This window comes from Mesorhizobium sp. WSM4871, assembly GCF_055811295.1.
Window position 1 is genome coordinate 70,958 of the sequence record NZ_JBVVPU010000017.1, and the last position, 18,756, is coordinate 89,713.

Sequence of the window (18,756 nt, forward strand, 5' to 3'; positions counted from 1 at the left end):
GGATCTCGTCGCGGGCCCGCGTCAGGCCAACATAGAACAGCCGTCGGCTTTCGCGTCGCGCCGCCGGCTGCTCGTTGCGCCAGGGCAAACCGCCCAGATCGAGTCCCACCATGATCACGACATCATATTCGCAGCCCTTTGCCGAGTGCGGCGTCAACAGATTAAGATGGAGAGGCGACGCGTCGCGTCCACCGAGGCTCGCCAGATCCAGGTCGGCGAGCGGCCCGCCGACAGCGAGCGCCGCCGACATGCGCACCACCTGTTCGCGCTGATCGGCGAGGCTTGGCTCTACCGCCATCAGCGCATCGAGCATTCCCGGCCGCAGCGCGCCGATTGGCGAAGTTTGTAATTTTGATCCGCGAAATTCGCACGGCGACATCGTGCCAGTGACGAGCAAAGCGATCGCCGCGCCGGCGCTCCTGCAGGCAGAAGACATGGATGGCCGTCGCCTTCTCCCAGAAGGGCACCTGCACGCGGAACCCGTCCAGCAGGCGTTGTGGTCAATCATCGCCGCGCGAATCGACCAATCCCTGTTTCGCGCCGTTCGCCAAACGAGCCTCGCCCGTCCTGGGGCCGACGCCCTCTGGTCGGCGCCGAGATATTTCTCTTGTCAGCGCAAAAAATCCGACGCTGAGGCCGTAAAAAAGTTACGCCCTTGATTCAAAGGGAAAATTGCCGGAAACATTCTTTTGAGGTTTCGCCAACCATCGGCACTAGATCGGACGATCTTTACACCTCGCGTCGGCCGGCGGCTGCTCGACGCTGGTCAACAAGTACCGTCGCGTAACATATATCACGCGTCCACCGATGCCATTCAACCGAAAGAGCGCACTGCCCGGACTGCCTGCACCTTGATCAAACCCAGCATTCTGGTTATATTACTGGAAATAAGTCGGAGATAACTATGGGCAGCTCGCAAAAACGCGCCATTCAAAACTATCGATCTCGCCTCAGCGAGCGCGGCTTGGCGCGCTTCGAGGTGCTTGGCCGCGATGCCGATCGCGACCTCATTCGATCTTTGGCTCGCCGCCTGGCCGAAGATGGACCGGATGCCTCTAGCCTGCGCGCTGCTGTCAGCCAGACCATCGCCGGCGAGCCACCCAAGCTTGGCGGGATTCTCGCCGCATTGCGTCGTTCGCCGCTGGTGGGAGCTGACCTCGATCTTTCCCGCCCCCATGAAGAGGGACGGAAGATCGACCTGTGACACGCTACCTCCTCGATACCAACATCATCAGCAATGTCGTGAAATCGCAGCCGTCGGAATCGCTCCTGGCATGGATGTCGAGACAGCGTGACGAGGATTTGTTCATCGCTTCGCTGACCGTTGCGGAAATTCTTCGCGGGGTTCTGGAGAAGCCACGCGGGAAAAAACGCGACGCACTCGACAAGTGGTTCTCTGGGCCCGAGGGGCCGCAGGCGCTGTTTGCGGGCCGCATCCTTTCGTTCGACGACAAGGCAGGGCTGATCTGGGCGCGGCTGATGGCAGGAGGAAAAGCGGCCGGCAAGCCGCGCAGCGGGCTCGACATGATCATCGCCGCTGTCGCCGGAGCGAACGAGTGCGTGCTGGTAACGGATAACGAAAAAGACTTTGCCGGGCTCAAGGTCGTCAATCCGATACGCGGAGCGGTCTGATGCGGCGTCAGGTCAAGGAATGCTCGGGAGGGCAAGATGGCTGAAACTCAGATAGAGTGGACAGACTCCACTTGGAACCCCGTCGCAGGATGCTCCATCGTCACCGCAGGCTGCACCCATTGTTATGCTATGGAAATGGCCAAACGCCTTGAGGCCATGGGCATCGCAAAATATGCGGGACTTACCCGTAAGACGGGAAAGCGCACGGTGTGGAATGGCGTCGTGCGGGAAGACCGCAAAGCGCTGGCCATGCCCTACGGATGGAAGAAACCGCGGAAAATCTTCGTAAACTCTATGAGCGACCTCTTCCACGAGGGTGTCAGCGACGAATTCATCCTTGAGGTCTGGAAGGTCATGCGCGAGACCCCGCGCCACAACTACCAAATCCTTACTAAGCGTCCCGAGCGAATGGCAGCTCTCGTCGCCTCGCAGTTGGGCGACATCCTGCCCAATGTCTGGCTGGGCACTAGCATTGAAGACGCGAACGTCGTGAGTCGAGTCGACTATCTCCGCCAGGCGCCCGCAGCCATTCGCTTCATCTCTTTTGAGCCTCTCATTGGATCGGTCGGCGCCGTCGACCTCCGCGACATCCATTGGGCCATCGTGGGCGGTGAAAGCGGCAAATCCGCTCGACCGATCAGGGAAGAATGGATCGACGAAATTTACGGCCAATGCCTGGCGGCCGGTACCGCCTTCTTCTTCAAGCAGTGGGGAACCTGGGGCAAGGATAACAAAAAGCGTTCCAAGAAGGCCAACGGGCGCGAGTATCGGGGCCGGACCTGGGACGAGATGCCGACCACCCAGCAAGGCACGGTTACAATGTAGAGCAACATCCGTCGGGGGGAGCAAAGTGGTCGAAAAACGATATGAATGGGCCGACGGAGCAAAGCTGGAGGAACACTCTCGCCGCAAACATAAAATTTTGCGAGAATATGTATTCGACTACCTGACGGTCCGCTGTAGGCTGCCTCAGCAGGAGCGATTTCGCCTCGCGATCGTCGACGGTTTCGCTGGCGGCGGGCGCTACCAGTGCGGCTCACCTGGATCGCCGTTGATTTTCATCGAGGAATTAAAACGAGCAGTCGAGGCTGTGAACACGCAGCGCGCCGTCCAAGGGCTTGGCGCTGTCGAAGTCGAATGCCTCCTCGTATTCAACGACGCCAACCGCGATGCGATCGAACTTCTGAAGACGCATGTCGCACCGATGCAAGCAGAGGCTAGCCAGAGCTGCCCCAAGCTGCATCTGCGGGTCGAATATCTGAACGAGTTCTTCGAAGCCGCTTATCCCGATATCAAGAGCCTGTTGGGGCAAGGCCGCTATCGGAGCGTCATCTTCAACCTCGATCTATGCGGTCACAGCCATGTCGAGCGAAACACCATCCTCGACATTATGCACTCTTATCCCGCGGCTGAGATTTTCTACACCTTCGTCATCAGTTCGCTGCTCGCATTCCTTCAAAAGGACCAGCCGGAGCGGCTTCGCGCCCAGCTCGATCATCTCGGGCTGACGAGCAACGATATCCAGGCGCTCGATGCGTTAATGAGCCAAAAGGACTGGCTCGGCACAGCCGAGAAAATCGTCTTTGACGCTTTCCGATTGTGCGCCCCCTATGTCAGCCCGTTCTCGATCAATAATCCCGGCGGGTGGCGGTACTGGCTGATCCACTTTGCGAATGCCTATCGGGCAAGGCAGGTCTACAACAACATTCTTCACGACAACGCCAGCTTACAGGCACACTTCGGTCGATCCGGCCTCAACATGCTCTCCTACGATCCAAAGCATGATGAAGGAATGCTCTACCTCTTCGACATCAGCGGTCGCGTATTGGCAAAGAACCAGCTTCTCGGAGACATTCCGCGCCTGATCATGGAATGCGGAGACGCCATGCCTGTCATGGACTTCTACGAAAGCATATACAACATTACCCCGGCGCACGCCGACGATGTCCATGCAGCGATCATCGAAAACCCAGACCTTGAGGTGATAACGCCCGCCGGCGGGGAGCGACGGAAGGCCAATACGATTGGCGTTGATGACGTCATCAAAATGAAGAAGCAGATCAGCTTCTTCCCAATGTTCCTGAATGCCGGGACAAGAGGCGGTCCAAAAGAATGACCGCGAACCGACATCGGGATACCGAATGGCGCGAATTCGAACGCCTGATCGCGCGGATCGAGGCCGACGCAGGCCCCCGGGGGCTGATCGTCAAGTCACCGGATCGTCTGCGTTGCAAGCTCACAGGTCGGCTGAGGGAAGTGGATGCCAGCATTCGTGCCAAAGTCGGCACGACCGAAATGCTTGTCACGATCGAATGTCGACGCAGATCAAGACTGCAGGATGTCACCTGGATCGAGCAGCTAGCCACAAAGAAGTCTTCGATTGGCGCGGATCGAACCATTGGCGTCACCGCATCTGGTTTTTCCCCGGAGGCTCAGATTGCCGCGTCTCATGCGGGCATCTCCCTGCGGAAAATTTCGGAAATTACGGTTGCGGAAATCAACTCGATCTTGTTGCGACTAGACTTTGTGCTCTTTTGGCATAGGGCCTGCGGCATTGCACGGATCGGCATCCGGAGGTTCCGTTCGCTCGATTGGAAAATTCCCAGTACGCAGGACGTGGATTTTACTTTACCGGAGGATACTGATCCGCTCGCGCCCATCTTTCGCAACACCGAGTCCGACACAACTTGGTCTTTAACTGATCTGTGGCACCAAATCCAAGGGGCTGCAGATCCGTTTGACGGCATTCAAAAGGCGCAACCGCCTGCGTTCCGCACCGCATGCTTTCCTTATCCCGGCTCAGTCAACCTCACCACCGCCGACGGCCCCTGCGTGCTCGGTGACGTCCTACTGACGGTCGCGCTTTGGATAGAGGCCGAGCAGATCACTCTCGATGCGGCGCACAAGGTCGAGTACGCATCCGACGAGATGGCCGCGATCCAGCGCGTCGAATTCGCCTCGCGCCGGCGAAAAACGAACGATTGGCGCATCTCCCTCCAGATCCCAAAAGACTCCGAGGATCCCGCCGATCTCCGAACAGGAAGCAATTGGTTTGATGCCGAGAAATAGCGACACACATTGCCTTTTGAAAAACATCGACCAGTTTGTGCCCCCGCCCGACCCTGCACATGCGCAGCAATCGGACAAGCTGCTGTGAGGGTCCTGGCTAGGGGCGTGCGTCCCAGGAAAGGATCTCTATGAGCATCGCCCAGACAGTTCGACCGATTCATTTCGAGGATTTCAGTGGGTCCGAGTTCGAACGACTTGTCTTTGCCTATCACCTCTGTGAGGGATGGACCGACCTCGCATGGTACGGCCAGACCGGCAGCGACCAAGGGCGAGACATCGTCGGCACTCGGCCATTCGACGACCGGCCGGACGAACGGACTGTCATTCCATGCGTAAACCGCGCAAGTCTTACTCAGACAAAGGCCGAGAAGGATATGTCAGCGGCAATCGGTGCTGCCTTCGGGGCGCCCGGCGACCTTTAAGTTTGTTTGTCGATGCAGCGTCTCCGCTCAGCGGCGGGACGAAGTGAAAGCTGCGGCCAACAAGCTGGGAGTGGCTCGCGTCACGATTTGGTCGGGCTCAGAGTTTGAAGAACATCTGAGGCTCCGCGCCGAGTTCCTCCTTCGACGTCTGGTCGAAGGGGTCCCTTTCCCGACACCGCGGCTGAACTGCGCGACTTCGTTGACCGGTTCTCGGCTATTACCGATGACCAGACACTGGCGATGCTTGCACGGGCCTTCGATAGACCGGCCTTTCGAACACCCTTTCAGCAGGAGAGTAACCTTCCAGCCTTCCTACAGGCCGTCGAAGACACCATTCGCGTGCTGAGCACCGGCATCTGGCAAACCCGTGAAGGCGTAGAAATCCATCGCCTTCCCTCGTTGCATCACATCCGTGATCCAAGCGTCCGATCGGCCCTCGAAGCGACGGTGCGTGAACTAGATCACCTTCGTCGCCGCTATAAAACCTTGCTTTCAACCGGTGCGATCAGGCCGTGCGGCTGTGGCGATCCGTCCTGTCCGACCTTCATGTTGACCGATGCCGCTGCCCGGGAAATGGACCGCGCCCGCGATCGCGTCCTTACTGCATTTCGAAAGCCATATCCGAGCTTCAGCGTAACTCTGGAATAAAGCAGGCTGATGAGCGACACGTTATACATCATCGGCAATGGCTTTGACCGCTATCACGATATTCCATCGGATTACCTGGACTTCGGCCGATATCTCAAGCAAGTCGATCTGGCCACCTATCGCGAAGTCGAGACATATTTTGCAGTCGACGACGCGTTCTGGTGGGAATTCGAGGCGAGGCTGGCCGACTTCGATGTCGACACGGTTATTGACTATGCCTCTCAATTTCTCATGTCCTATGGAGCGGAGGACTGGAGTGATTCAGGCCATCACGACTATCAGTATGAACTGAACCGCGTCGTCGAGGCTATTTCTTCTACAATGCGTGCACGGTTCGCCGATTGGATTCGACAGCTTCGCATCCCCGCAGCCAATTCATTCACCGGCAAGCCTTTACCGCTCGACCCGACCGCGCGTTATCTCAACTTCAATTATACGCCGACACTTCAGAAGGCCTATGGAATTGCCGATAGCCAGGTTCTGCACATTCACGGGCAAGCCAGTAGCTCAGCCGACCAACTCGTGCTCGGCCATGCATGGCAGCGCACTTTGGCGGACTCCCTCAATCACGGCGTTGATGTCGAGGCTGCGGACACACGCGTCCTTGAGGGCAACAGGATCGTCGACGACTATTTTTCGGCGACGTTCAAGCCGACCCACAAAATCATCCTGCAGCAGCAGCCGTTCTTCCATAGCCTGAGATCAGTGCGTCGAATCCTCGTCATGGGACACTCCCTTTCGGAGGTGGACGCGCCATATCTCGAGGAAATAACCAAGCACATCGATGCAACAACGGTGACGTGGAAGGTTAGTTATCACAGTAATCCAGCGGCGGCGCAGGCTCCAATGTCGGAGCTGGGAATTGATCCTGGTCTTATAAGCCTCGCACGTTTGATCGATTTCTGAACAATTCTGATCCTTTCCAAGAATGTCCCCTTTTCAGCGACCAGACCGCTGTGGCTGCCATACGACCCTTGCTTGAGTCCAGGCCTGACCCGCGAAATTATCCGACTTGGCGCCCGATGGCCGCAGCTACAACCTCGACGGGCAAACCGACCAAATCGGGGTGAAGACGCGAGGGGGCATCTACTCCATCAGATTTTGACAACTAGCTTCCTTCCGGGCTCCGCGGCCGACGTCTCACTCAACGCCATCCGACATCTCCTGTCGCCTTTGTCGGGCCCGCGACACAAGTTTATTTAGCCAATTTAATATTTTTGCCAAATGTTAAACAGCTGAAAAGCAATCATAAAATTTCTTCTTCGATCCAGCCGGCCAAATTGGCACGAGTTTTGAAACGATCGGTGCGAGGCGGCGGGATCTGCCGACCGGCATTGAAGTCGCGGTAACCGCTATGGATGGAAAGAAGGAAGGAAGCAACATGTCAGGTCTGCGTCAGATCGCATTCTACGGAAAGGGAGGCATCGGCAAGTCCACCACCTCTCAAAATACGCTAGCCGCCCTGGTCGACCTCGGACAGAAAATCCTGATCGTCGGCTGCGATCCCAAAGCCGACTCCACCCGCCTGATCCTGAACGCAAAGGCGCAGGATACCGTTCTGCATCTCGCCGCCCAGGAAGGTTCTGTGGAAGACCTTGAACTCCAGGACGTGCTCAAGATCGGCTACAAAGACATCAAGTGTGTGGAGTCCGGCGGCCCCGAGCCGGGTGTCGGGTGCGCCGGCCGCGGCGTCATCACCTCTATCAACTTCCTCGAGGAGAACGGCGCCTATGACAATGTCGACTATGTCTCCTACGACGTGCTGGGCGACGTGGTGTGCGGCGGCTTCGCGATGCCGATCCGCGAAAACAAGGCCCAGGAAATCTACATCGTCATGTCCGGCGAGATGATGGCGCTCTACGCCGCCAACAACATCGCCAAGGGTATCCTGAAATACGCCCATTCGGGTGGCGTGCGGCTCGGCGGGCTGATCTGCAACGAGCGCCAGACCGACCGCGAGCTCGACCTCTCCGAAGCGCTGGCCGCCAGGCTCAATTCCAAGCTCATCCACTTCGTGCCGCGCGACAACATCGTCCAGCACGCCGAACTGAGAAAGATGACGGTAATCCAGTATGCGCCGGACTCCAAACAGGCAGGGGAGTACCGCGCGTTGGCCGAGAAGATCCATGTCAATTCGGGCCAGGGCACCATCCCGACCCCAATCACCATGGAGGAGCTCGAGGACATGCTGCTCGACTTCGGCATCATGAAGACGGACGAGCAAATGCTTGCCGAGCTTCAGGCCAAGGAAGCGAAATTGGCCGTCGCTCAGTAACCACCGTTGCCGACAGGGGGCGCCGACCGTGACCTGGCGCCCCCTTCTACGAAACAAGGCCTCGTTGGCGAGGCGTTACCCGAACCTTGAAAGGGGCAGGTCCCATGGGCCTCGACTATGAGAATGACGGCGCTTTGCATGCGAAGCTTATCGAGGACGTGCTGTCCCAATATCCAGACAAGGCGGCGAAGCGACGCAAGAAGCACCTCAGTGTCGCAACGAGCAAGGACGAGGCCGGCGGGGAGGACAAGGGCCTTTCCGAATGCGATGTCAAATCGAACATCAAATCCATTCCGGGCGTGATGACGATCCGCGGCTGCGCCTATGCCGGCTCCAAGGGCGTGGTGTGGGGTCCAGTCAAGGATATGGTCCACATCTCGCACGGGCCGGTCGGCTGTGGGCACTATTCCTGGTCGCAACGCCGCAACTATTACGTCGGCACGACGGGCATCGACACGTTCGTGACAATGCAGTTCACCTCCGACTTCCAGGAGAAGGACATCGTTTTCGGCGGCGACAAGAAGCTGGAAAAGGTCATCGACGAGATCGAGGACCTGTTTCCGCTCAATGGCGGCATCTCGGTGCAGTCCGAATGCCCGATCGGGCTGATCGGGGACGATATCGAGGCCGTGTCGCGCAAGAAGGCCAAGGAGCACGAAAAGACGATTGTACCGGTGCGCTGCGAAGGTTTCCGCGGCGTTTCACAATCGCTCGGCCACCACATTGCAAATGATGCGATCCGCGATTGGGTCTTCGACAAGAACGATGTCGCGTCCGAGTCCGGCCCATACGACGTCAACGTCGTCGGCGACTACAACATTGGCGGCGATGCCTGGGCCTCGCGAATCCTGCTCGAGGAGATTGGGCTTCGGGTGGTCGGCAACTGGTCGGGCGACGCCACGCTCGCCGAGATAGAGCGCGCGCCCAAGGCCAAGCTCAACCTGATTCACTGCTACCGGTCGATGAACTACATCTGCCGGCATATGGAGGAAAAATACGGCATCGCCTGGATGGAATACAATTTCTTCGGACCCTCCCAGATCGAGGCCTCCCTGCGCAACATCGCCAAGCATTTCGGTCCGGACATCGAGGAGAAGACCGAAAAGGTGATCGCCAAGTACCGGCCCTTGGTAGATGCCGTCATCGCCAAGTACCGACCGCGCCTCGAAGGCAATACGGTGATGCTTTATGTCGGCGGCCTGCGCCCCCGTCACGTCATCACTGCCTACGAGGACCTCGGTATGGTGATCGTTGGCACCGGCTACGAGTTCGCCCACAACGACGACTATCAGCGCACCGGCCATTACGTGAAGAATGGCACGCTCGTCTATGACGACGTCACCGGTTATGAGCTGGAGAAGTTCATCGAAGGCATCCGTCCTGATCTCGTTGGCTCCGGTATCAAGGAGAAGTACCCGGTGCAGAAGATGGGCATCCCGTTCCGCCAGATGCACTCCTGGGACTATTCCGGCCCGTATCACGGCTATGACGGCTTCGCCATTTTCGCCCGCGACATGGATCTGGCCATCAACAACCCGGTGTGGGGTCTCTACCGCGCGCCGTGGAAGAAGATGAAGGACGCGCCGCTGAGGGCGGTCGCCGCCGAATGAGGACTGGCCACCCTGCCAGGCAGGGAGGCCGATAAATGCTTGGGGCGCACTCGATCCGCGGGAGGCCCCTTAACGTCTCGATGTCCCTGTGCTGCCGCTTGGCGCGGCCAGATGGAAAAGGTGACCACCATGCCGCAATCGGCCGAAAAAGTTCTCGACCATGCTCCCCTGTTCCGCGAGCCGGAATACAGACAAATGCTTGCCGAGAAGAAGCTGAATTTCGAATGTCCGCACCCTGATCAGATCGTCACCGATCAACGCGAATTGACCAAAACTTGGGAATACCGCGAAAAGAACCTCGCTCGCGAGGCGCTTGTCATAAACCCCGCCAAGGCCTGCCAGCCGCTCGGTGCCGTGTTCGCGGCCGCGGGGTTCGAGAAGACCATGTCGTTCGTTCACGGTAGCCAGGGCTGCGTTGCCTACTACCGCTCGCATCTGTCGCGACATTTCAAGGAGCCTTCGTCAGCGGTTTCCTCCTCGATGACCGAGGACGCGGCAGTGTTTGGCGGCCTGAAGAACATGGTCGACGGGCTCGCCAATACCTACAAGCTCTACGACCCCAAGATGATCGCCGTCTCGACCACCTGCATGGCCGAAGTCATTGGCGACGACCTGCGGAGCTTCATAGAGAACGCCAAGAACGAAGGCTCGGTCCCCTGCGACTTCGACGTGCCTTTCGCTCATACGCCTGCCTTCGTCGGCAGCCATGTCGATGGCTATGACGGCATGGTCAAGGGCGTGCTCGAGCATTTCTGGAAGGGCAGCGAGCGCTCGCAAGCCGCTGGGACCCTCAACATCATTCCAGGCTTCGACGGATTCTGCGTCGGAAACAATCGGGAACTCAAGCGCCTCCTCGACCCGATGGGTGTCACCTATACCTTCATTCAGGACGCCTCAGACCAGTTCGACACGCCGTCGGACGGCGAATACCGCATGTATGACGGTGGCACCAAGATCGAAGACCTGAAAGGGGCACTCAACGCGGAGGCGACACTGTCGCTGCAGCATTACAACACCCGCAAGACGCTGGAATATTGCAACGAGGTCGGGCAGGCGACGGCATCCTTCCACTATCCGCTGGGTGTCCAGGCGACCGACGAATTCCTGATGAAGGTCTCGGCGATTTCCGGCCAGGAGATCCCCGAGTCAATCCGGATGGAGCGCGGCCGACTGGTTGACGCCATGGCGGACAGCCAGTCGTGGCTGCACGGCAAGAAGTACGCAATCTATGGCGATCCCGACTTCGTCTACGCCATGGCCCGCTTCGTCATGGAGACCGGCGGCGAGCCGACACATTGCCTCGCGACCAACGGCACATCGGCCTGGGAGGCCGAGATGAAGGAATTGCTTGCATCCTCGTCCTTCGGCCAGGATGCCCAGATCTGGGCGGGCAAGGATCTCTGGGCGATGCGTTCGCTGCTGTTTACAGAGCCGGTGGACCTGCTGATCGGCAATTCCTATGGCAAGTATCTGGAACGCGACACCGGCACGCCGCTGATCCGGCTGATGTTTCCAATCTTCGACCGGCACCATCACCATCGCTTTCCCCTCATGGGCTACCAGGGTGGATTACGCGTGCTGACGACGATCCTCGACAAGATATTCGACAAGCTCGATCGCGAGACGAGCGAAACGGGCGTGACGGACTATTCGTATGACCTCACCCGCTAAGTCCGTGCCGGCTTTTCGTCGAGGCCGTCCATTGCCCAATGGACTTCGGAGACTGACGCAATGACCTCGCTCAGTGCCAAGATCCAGGACGTTTTCGACGAGCCCGCCTGCGATACCAACCGCGGCAAGGATGCCAAGGCGCGCAAGGAGGGCTGTTCGAAGCCGCTGACCCCCGGGGCGGCAGCCGGCGGCTGCGCCTTTGACGGCGCCAAGATCGTCCTGCAGCCAATCACCGACGTTGCGCACCTGGTCCATGCGCCGCTCGCCTGCGAGGGCAATTCCTGGGACAACAGAGGCGCAGCTTCGTCCGGGCCAACCCTGTGGCGCACAAGCTTCACAACCGACCTCACCGAACTCGACGTCGTGATGGGGCGGGGCGAGCGGAAGCTCTTCAGGGCGATCCGCGAGATCAAGGAAACGTATGCGCCGCCGGCAGTCTTCGTCTATTCGACCTGCGTGACGGCGCTGATCGGCGACGACATCGAGGCCGTGTGCAAACGCGCGGCCGAAAAATTCGGCTTGGCCGTGGTGCCGATCAATGCGCCGGGCTTGGCCGGCTCCAAGAACCTCGGCAACAAACTCGCCGCCGAAGCGTTGCTCGATCATGTCATCGGCACGGTGGAACCCGACGACGCCGGGCCCTACGACATCAACATCCTTGGCGAATTCAACCTCTCGGGCGAATTCTGGCTGGTGAAGCCGCTGCTTGATCGGCTCGGCATCCGGGTGCGCGCCTGCATTCCGGGCGATGCGCGTTACCTTGACGTTGCATCCGCGCACCGCGCCCGGGCGGCTATGATGGTGTGCTCGAGCGCACTCATCAATCTGGCACGCAAGATGGAGGAGCGCTGGGACATCCCGTTCTTCGAAGGCTCCTTCTACGGCATAACCGATACGTCGGAAGCACTTCGCAACATTGCTGAGCTGCTGGTGAGGAAGGGCGCCGATGCGGAGATCCTCGATCGCACAGACACGCTGATTGCTGAGCAGGAAGCGATTGCGTGGAAGAAGCTCGAGGCCTACCGCCGGCGGCTTCAAGGCAAGCGGGTGCTGCTCAATACAGGCGGTGTGAAGTCCTGGTCAGTCGTCCACGCGCTGATGGAGACCGGCATGGAGATCGTTGGCACCTCTGTCAAGAAATCCACAGTCGAAGACAAGGAGCGGATCAAACGGATCCTCAAGGACGAAAACCACATGTTCGAGCAGATGGCAGCGCGCGATCTTTACGCCATGCTCTCAAACCACAAGGCCGACATCATGCTGTCGGGCGGGCGCACGCAATTCATCGCGCTGAAGGCCAAGACACCCTGGCTCGATATCAACCAGGAGCGCCAACATCCTTATGCCGGCTATGACGGCATGGTGGAACTTGTACGGCAGATCGACCTCGCCATTCACAACCCGATCTGGGGTCAGGTACGGGAGCCGGCGCCGTGGGATTGCCCGCCTGCTTTGGAGGACGATCTGGCGAGCACGAAGAACGGGACCGCGACTGTGAATGCTTTCAATGAATTCGCTGGCGCGACGGCTCACCGCTTCGACAACCGTTGAGGAAATCCGATGGTCCGCATCCTTCGCAAAATCAAATCAGCGGCGGTCAATCCGCTGAAGTCGTCGCAGCCACTGGGTGCCGCCTTCGCCTTTCTTGGCGTCGATGGTGCGATGCCCCTGTTCCACGGCAGCCAAGGCTGCACCAGCTTCGCCCTCGTGCTCTTCGTGCGGCATTTCAAGGAAGCGATCCCCTTGCAGACAACGGCGATGGACGAGGTGGCAACTATACTGGGCGGAGCGGATCATCTGGAAGAGGCGATCCTCAACCTCAAAACCCGCACAAAGCCAAAGCTGATAGGGGTGTGCACGACCGCGCTGGTGGAGACCCGTGGCGAAGATTGCGCGAGTGATATCGCCAACGTCAAGCTGAAGCACGTGGAAGAGCTCGCGGGTACGGAGGTCGTGCTGGCCAACACGCCAGATTTTGACGGCGCGATCGAAGAAGGCTGGGCCAAGGCTGTCGCGGCGATGATCGAAGGGATTACACGGTCTGGCGCACGGACCCGGCACCCGAAGAAGATAGCGATCCTGCCCGGATGCAACCTCACTGTCGCTGACGTCGAGCATTTGCGTGACGTGGTTGAAAGCTTTGGGCTCAAGCCGGTTGTTCTGCCGGACGTCTCCGGCTCTCTCGACGGAACGGTTCCCGACCGCTGGGTAACGACTACCTATGGCGGCACCAGCGTCGAGGAAATCCGCGAGCTTGGCACGGCCGCGCAATGCATCGTCATCGGCGAGCACATGCGCCACCCTGCGAAAGTGCTGCACGGGTTGACCGGCGTGCCGTTCGCGGTGTTCCAGTCGCTGACCGGATTGAGGGCTGTCGACCGGTTCGTCTCGCTGCTATCGGCGGTTTCGGGCGCGGCGGTGCCGGCCCAGGTGCGCCGTCACCGGGCGCAATTGCAGGATGCGTTGCTCGACGGACATTTCCATTTCGGAGGCAAGAGAATTGCGATCGCTGCTGAACCAGACCAACTCTATCAACTCGCAACCTTCTTCACCGACATGGGCTGCGACATCGCGGCGGCGGTCACGACGACCGATATGTCGAAGATTCTGCAAAAAGTACCGGCGGAGTGGGTTCAGATCGGCGATCTCGGCGATTTGGAAGCTCTTGCAGCGGGCGCGGATCTTCTCGTAGCACATTCCCACGGTCGCCAGGCGTCGCAACGCCTTGGGATTCCGCTCATGCGCGTCGGCTTCCCGATCTTTGACCGGCTGGGCAGCCAGCACAAGCTCACAATCCTGTATCGGGGGACCCGCGACCTGATCTTCGATGTTGCCAATATCTTCCAGGCCAACCAGCGCGCGCCGACACCTGAGGCGCTTGACCCATTCCGTAACCGAGAAATGCCAGATGAGCTCCGTTCGTCGCCTCTCACTCGTCACTGACGAGGTTCACGCACCGATGCCTGAACGACGAGCAGGCGCATTGCGCGTAGCCATCGCCACGCAAGACATGAAGGGTCTCAATGCCCATTTCGGGTCGGCCAAGCGCTTTGCTGTTTACGACGTGACGCGCGAGGAGTGGCATCTCGTGGAAGCCGTGGCCTTCGATGACGTTTCCGATGAGAGCGGGAAGCGTCGGACCGAGGGCGATGACCGCATCACGCCGAAGGTGGAGGCGCTGAGGGGATGCCACCTGCTGTTTTGTCTGGCCATCGGCGGGCCTTCGGCAGCCAAGGTAGTTTCGGCAAAAATCCATCCCATTAAGGTGCCGCAGCCACAAACCATCCAAGAGGTGCTGTTGCGCACTCAGATGATGCTGAGGACATGTCCTCCTCCCTGGCTGCGAAAGGTGCTGGCCGAAGCCGGTGTCGCCGAAAAGAAACCCTCCTTCGAGGACGAGGACTGAAACGAGGAAAGAGCAAAATGTTTGAAGTCGCGATCAGCCCTGCTGTCAACGATGACGAGGCGGCCCTCGCCAGCCCGTTCGTCAAATGCCTCGTGCGGCTGATCCGTGCTCAAGATACCCACGGGTCGTGGGACGGCAAAGCGGACGCCGAGTTGCTGGCCGACTTCATCGTCAGCAAGGAACAGCGTCGGACGATTCCAATCATCGGCGATCCCGATCCGGACGTGCTGTGGAGGCTCGACAAGTTTTACACTGCCGTCGCCCTTGCGATCGAGGAGCGCTCCGGCCTGATGGCATCGCCGATGATCGAAATGAGCCATGAGGGCTTCGGGCGCGTGCTTTTCACCGCCGGGCGGCTGGTCGTTCTATCCAAGACCCTGCGCGACGTCCATCGGTTCGGCTTCGAGACGTTCTGCAAAGTCGCCGCGGCCGGTACGAAACTGGCCGACGATGCTATCGCAGCCATCGACGCCTATCCCGAGGTGGCACGGGCATGAAACCGATTTTCGAGCAAGAGGATCATGTCAGGCCTTGAGGAGCCGCGACGGCCAGCCTACGCGGCCGACGCAGTCGAGGCCAATTTGGTTCTCGGGGTAGCGCTGATGAAGCCACTCGTCCTGATCTGTTCGCAAGATGCGGAGTTCTATCTGTTCCTCAGCCACATACTGGAAGTGGACGGGTTCGCCAGTGAGCCGGCAGGTGGCGCGAAGGAAGCACTTGCAATGGCCGACGAACGGGAATTCCAGGCCGTGGTGCTGGACTGCGGTCCAACGAGCCTTACCGGGTCCGCAATCTGCGCCCGGCTCAAGCGCGAGCCCCAGACCGGCGGCCTGCCCATCATTGCCCTGATCGCGCCCGGCGCCGAGAACCAGCAACTCGATCTGTTGAAGGCCGGCATTGACGAGAGCTTTGTACGGCCAATGGCGCCGGCCAAGCTGCTCGATTGTTTGCGGACGAGGCTGGCGCTGCCGAAGCCGGGTTCAAACGGGATTGAAAACGGCAGCTGGCTTTCCTGTGGCACCCTTGAGATGAAGCTCGATGCCCACCGGGTTTGCGGCAATGGCCATGACATCCATCTCGGACCGATCGAGTTCAACGTGCTGCGGCATTTGCTCGAGGCTCCCGGCAAGGTCTTCAGCCGGGACGAGTTGATCGGCGCGGCCTGGCCGGCCAATATCCACGTCGGTGTACGCACAGTCGATGTCCATATCAGTCGGCTCAGAAAGGCGCTGGAGACGGCCTCGACCGGCATCGTCATCCGTACCGTCAGGTCGGCCGGCTACTCGCTCGAGAAGCCGGACGGCTGAATCAAGTGCCGGGTGTGGTGCCCTCTTTTCCTCGGTCTTGCGGCCTGAAACGCCCTCAACGAATACTCAGGAAGAAGCAGGAAAATGGGCTTTAAAACCGTACTCTGTTTGACCGGCGCCGACCATTCCGATCAGGACGTCACAACTGCTGCCGGCTTGTGTGCGGAAATCGGCGCGTACCTTTCCGTACTGATCATGCCCCTCCGACGCTCCTTATGTCGCATCGGCGGATCGAGGATGGTGTCCCCGAGTGGCCGATAGGACGTGGACAGGCAATTACCAGATTGAACGATCGGTTTCGGCAAATCGATCGATTTACACAGGACGCGGCCAGACTGGAAAAACGCTCCAGAGATATTCAGAAACTGCTGGAATCTATGTCGCTCGCCTATGACGTTGACACCGACTATTACGGTCGGGCCAGCCTCGGTGAAGTGGCACGACAGCGGGCGCTCTGCGCCGACCTCACTATCATCGGACCGGGGCTCCTCAACGACGAGAATCTCGGACCTCCTGTGGTCAACGGCTGCTTGTTTGATACCGGAAGGCCGGTGCTCGTTGTGCCGGAGGGCGCTGAGGCGACGCTGTCGCCACGGCGCGTCCTAGTCGGTTGGGATTCCCGAGCAGAGGCGTCCCGTGCGGTTCGAGAAGCGCTGGGTCTCCTATGCCTTGCTGAGGAAGTTCGTGTCGCCCTGGTCGATCCGAAGGCCAACGACAACGGGAACCGCGCGGAACCTGGAGCCGACATCGCTGCCTATCTCACTCGGCACGGTGCTCGCGTGTCGGTTGACGTACTGCCAAGTGCCGGCAAACCGGCGGCCACGGTGCTTGCGCAGCACGCAACCGACATTTCTGCCGACATGATAGTCATGGGCGCTTATGGCAGCCGCCGGCTGCGTGAGCGGCTCTTCGGCGGCGTGACGAGATGGATAGTCGAAAAGCCGCCATTGCCGCTATTTTTGGCTCGCTGACGGTTCTGGACCCGCACCGATGCTGTTCAAAGCTCTACTGTGACCCTGCATTCATTCGTAGATGGGCTCCATCGAAATAATCGATTTTACGAAGAGTAACGAACTGAAAAGCATTGCTCGGGAGGCGACGCCCGCCGGAAATCTCTCCAGTCATGCGCAAGGCGGAAGGTAGAACGGAGTCCTCCCAGTACTGATGCCCAGGGTCTCGCGGGCACGTCGTTGGCGATCGATGACGCATCGGCCAACGAGGCTGCTCGTTCCATGAAAAGCGACAAGCGCGAGATCAATGGGCAACCTCGTCGGGATCGAAAAGAGCGCTAAACCGGGTTGCTAGATCAATCCAGGGTGCCGCGTCGCCGCTCTCTGAAGCTGTTCGAACGACCGCCGCCAGATAATCGGTAAAAGCCTTCAGTCTTATGGCGCCTTGCTCTGAGAGGCAGTCAATGGCGTCAAGCCGCTGGTAAACGGCAGCGAGCATATGTTGCACCAAAAGCAGGGAGGATGGGCAAGGGCAATCGCTCTTACTCGCGAGGCGCCTGCACTCGCCGCAAAGCGGCGGAATGTCCTCTAAGGCTAGGTCGCTGGAAAGACGTTGTATGAGATTGTCAGTGGCGTTCCTTGTCGAGAAGTCGGCCACCAGCTCCCCATCGCGTTGGTTCAATGAGATATCACTGTAAAAGTTCATGGTTTCTTCCTTTCCGATGGCGAGGCTAGGCTTGCGCGAGATAGTCGTGGACGACCTTCCCGAGCGCGAGCGTGAGATCTGCAACGAGGTGTACTGCCGAGACTACTTCCAGCACCGGCAGTTCGGCGACGGGGGCAAGCGCATGCGACCACAGGTTCAGGGCTGCCGGGCCGGTCCAGGCGCCCCTCAGATGGACGTCCTCTAGATGATATTCCACGAGCTCACAGATGCGCGGCGTGCCGTCGACATGCGGGATAATTTTGAGGAGGAAGTTCGGTTCAGCGAGCGAGGCCCTCACGCTCGCGAGGTCGGCGGCTCGGTGCTTGTAGCCCATGGTACCCGTCGCGACGCGGACCGGCCCGTAGTCCAGCGTGCCAACGAGGGTATCCGTCTCCGTTCGGAGCGTTGGGCTAGCGAGCTTCTTGGGAAAGCCCCACAACTCGCGTCCGCCCGCTATCGGCGGATGGTCGTCGAGAAACATGCAGAGGGTGTAGCTCCCCCTGCGGCCACAGAAGGAGACAGGGATGACCCGTCCGCCTTCCGTGTAGTCGCCGAAGCCCGTCGAGTCCGGCATGCGAATGAACTCGAATTTGACCAGAGGCTCGCACACGTGAAGCGGCTCCGGCACGATGTCGCGCAGTTTCTGCGGATCGGTGCGATATGTGATGATCAGATACTCCCGGTTGCGGAAGCGATATGGGCCGGCCGGGTAGGCCGGGCTGGTCAGGGGCATGGCGAAAGCTCTCCCGCGGACGGTATCTTGGTGCATGTTTTGAAATTCCTTAGTGCTGGATCAAGTGGCCCCAGATCGGTCTGCATGATGGCGGCGAGGCTCTCCGAGGTGCTGTCGTAGCCTCGTAAGGGATGCATGGCGCAATCGCGCGTAGCCATTTTGCGCTGGGCAATTGCCCTGGGGCGCGATCATTGGCGATGGTCGCGGACGCGGTTCCATGACTGCGGTTGTGGTCGAGAGGCAAGATTCGAGGCAAAGTCATTTTGTTCCTCATTTGAAGGCGCTGCTTCCCGTCTGCCCTCGTGGCTGAAGGAGGTAGAGTGGCGG

The 18,756-nt window shown here is 59.4% G+C and carries 19 protein-coding genes and 2 pseudogenes; 17 read left to right on the forward strand and 4 right to left on the reverse strand.

All coding sequences use genetic code 11. The features are described from left to right. Positions 1–46 precede the first annotated feature (46 nt). Positions 47–379 (reverse strand): annotated as a pseudogene (locus AC0L2H_RS28675) (3'-5' exonuclease); the annotation flags it as partial. Continuing rightward, positions 321–461: pseudogene (locus tag AC0L2H_RS28680) on the reverse strand (nucleotidyl transferase AbiEii/AbiGii toxin family protein); the annotation flags it as partial. The pseudogenes AC0L2H_RS28675 and AC0L2H_RS28680, both read right to left, overlap by 59 nt. Before the next feature lie 443 nt (positions 462–904). On the opposite strand from AC0L2H_RS28680, the gene AC0L2H_RS28685 reads away from it, so the two are divergent. The 17 genes from AC0L2H_RS28685 to AC0L2H_RS28765 all read left to right on the forward strand — a co-directional run bounded on the left by AC0L2H_RS28685 (position 905) and on the right by AC0L2H_RS28765 (position 17,011). Beyond that, positions 905–1,204 (forward strand): hypothetical protein, encoded by a 300-nt coding sequence (locus AC0L2H_RS28685; RefSeq protein ID WP_019863317.1) that lies wholly within the window; start codon positions 905–907, stop codon positions 1,202–1,204. After that, positions 1,201–1,632: a PIN domain-containing protein gene (locus tag AC0L2H_RS28690; protein WP_019863318.1), complete on the forward strand. Its 432-nt coding sequence runs from the start codon at positions 1,201–1,203 to the stop codon at positions 1,630–1,632. Before AC0L2H_RS28685 ends, AC0L2H_RS28690 begins: the two co-directional genes overlap by 4 nt. Positions 1,633–1,668: 36 nt before the next feature. Further along, complete coding sequence (locus tag AC0L2H_RS28695) at positions 1,669–2,457, forward strand: DUF5131 family protein (protein ID WP_027047779.1); 789 nt, start codon at positions 1,669–1,671, stop codon at positions 2,455–2,457. A 25-nt stretch (positions 2,458–2,482) separates the two neighbouring features. Further along, positions 2,483–3,748, forward strand: coding sequence for a three-Cys-motif partner protein TcmP (locus AC0L2H_RS28700; protein WP_027047780.1), 1,266 nt, complete (start codon positions 2,483–2,485; stop codon positions 3,746–3,748). Then, positions 3,745–4,701 (forward strand): restriction endonuclease, encoded by a 957-nt coding sequence (locus AC0L2H_RS28705; RefSeq protein ID WP_019863322.1) that lies wholly within the window; start codon positions 3,745–3,747, stop codon positions 4,699–4,701. The genes AC0L2H_RS28700 and AC0L2H_RS28705 overlap by 4 nt, the downstream gene beginning before the upstream one ends. A 128-nt stretch (positions 4,702–4,829) precedes the next feature. Then, positions 4,830–5,123, forward strand: a complete 294-nt coding sequence (locus tag AC0L2H_RS28710) for a hypothetical protein (RefSeq protein WP_019863323.1) — start codon at positions 4,830–4,832, stop codon at positions 5,121–5,123. A 240-nt stretch (positions 5,124–5,363) separates the two neighbouring features. Next, positions 5,364–5,771: a hypothetical protein gene (locus AC0L2H_RS28715; RefSeq protein WP_196772420.1), complete on the forward strand. Its 408-nt coding sequence runs from the start codon at positions 5,364–5,366 to the stop codon at positions 5,769–5,771. Between the two features lie 9 nt (positions 5,772–5,780). Further along, the gene (locus AC0L2H_RS28720; RefSeq protein WP_019863324.1) at positions 5,781–6,677 is read left to right on the forward strand and encodes a bacteriophage abortive infection AbiH family protein; all 897 of its coding nucleotides are present in this window, start codon (positions 5,781–5,783) and stop codon (positions 6,675–6,677) included. Between the two features lie 475 nt (positions 6,678–7,152). Further along, positions 7,153–8,046 (forward strand): nitrogenase iron protein, encoded by an 894-nt coding sequence (gene nifH / locus AC0L2H_RS28725; RefSeq protein ID WP_006331760.1) that lies wholly within the window; start codon positions 7,153–7,155, stop codon positions 8,044–8,046. A gap of 104 nt (positions 8,047–8,150) precedes the next feature. Next, positions 8,151–9,656 carry a nitrogenase molybdenum-iron protein alpha chain gene (gene nifD / locus AC0L2H_RS28730; RefSeq protein ID WP_019863326.1) on the forward strand — a complete coding sequence of 502 codons (1,506 nt, stop codon included), beginning with the start codon at positions 8,151–8,153 and terminating at the stop codon, positions 9,654–9,656. Between the two features lie 129 nt (positions 9,657–9,785). Then, positions 9,786–11,327: a nitrogenase molybdenum-iron protein subunit beta gene (gene nifK / locus AC0L2H_RS28735; RefSeq protein ID WP_027047781.1), complete on the forward strand. Its 1,542-nt coding sequence runs from the start codon at positions 9,786–9,788 to the stop codon at positions 11,325–11,327. 60 nt (positions 11,328–11,387) lie between these two features. Continuing rightward, complete coding sequence (gene nifE / locus AC0L2H_RS28740; RefSeq protein ID WP_019863329.1) at positions 11,388–12,878, forward strand: nitrogenase iron-molybdenum cofactor biosynthesis protein NifE; 1,491 nt, start codon at positions 11,388–11,390, stop codon at positions 12,876–12,878. 9 nt (positions 12,879–12,887) lie between these two features. Continuing rightward, positions 12,888–14,270 (forward strand): nitrogenase iron-molybdenum cofactor biosynthesis protein NifN, encoded by a 1,383-nt coding sequence (gene nifN / locus AC0L2H_RS28745; RefSeq protein ID WP_019863330.1) that lies wholly within the window; start codon positions 12,888–12,890, stop codon positions 14,268–14,270. Further along, positions 14,236–14,733, forward strand: coding sequence for a nitrogen fixation protein NifX (gene nifX, locus AC0L2H_RS28750; protein ID WP_019863332.1), 498 nt, complete (start codon positions 14,236–14,238; stop codon positions 14,731–14,733). The genes nifN and nifX overlap by 35 nt, the downstream gene beginning before the upstream one ends. Before the next feature lie 17 nt (positions 14,734–14,750). Further along, entirely contained in the window at positions 14,751–15,230 is a 480-nt protein-coding gene (locus AC0L2H_RS28755) for a NifX-associated nitrogen fixation protein (protein WP_019863333.1), read from the forward strand. A 24-nt stretch (positions 15,231–15,254) separates the two neighbouring features. Beyond that, positions 15,255–16,040 (forward strand): response regulator transcription factor, encoded by a 786-nt coding sequence (locus tag AC0L2H_RS28760; RefSeq protein WP_019863334.1) that lies wholly within the window; start codon positions 15,255–15,257, stop codon positions 16,038–16,040. A 284-nt stretch (positions 16,041–16,324) separates the two neighbouring features. Then, the gene (locus AC0L2H_RS28765; protein WP_223217808.1) at positions 16,325–17,011 is read left to right on the forward strand and encodes a universal stress protein; all 687 of its coding nucleotides are present in this window, start codon (positions 16,325–16,327) and stop codon (positions 17,009–17,011) included. 283 nt (positions 17,012–17,294) lie between these two features. Here the strand turns inward: AC0L2H_RS28765 and AC0L2H_RS28770 are convergent, their stop codons facing one another. Continuing rightward, positions 17,295–17,696, reverse strand: a complete 402-nt coding sequence (locus AC0L2H_RS28770; protein WP_019863335.1) for a hypothetical protein — start codon at positions 17,694–17,696, stop codon at positions 17,295–17,297. A gap of 25 nt (positions 17,697–17,721) precedes the next feature. Further along, entirely contained in the window at positions 17,722–18,465 is a 744-nt protein-coding gene (locus tag AC0L2H_RS28775) for an acetoacetate decarboxylase (RefSeq protein WP_019863336.1), read from the reverse strand. Positions 18,466–18,756: the final 291 nt, after the last annotated feature.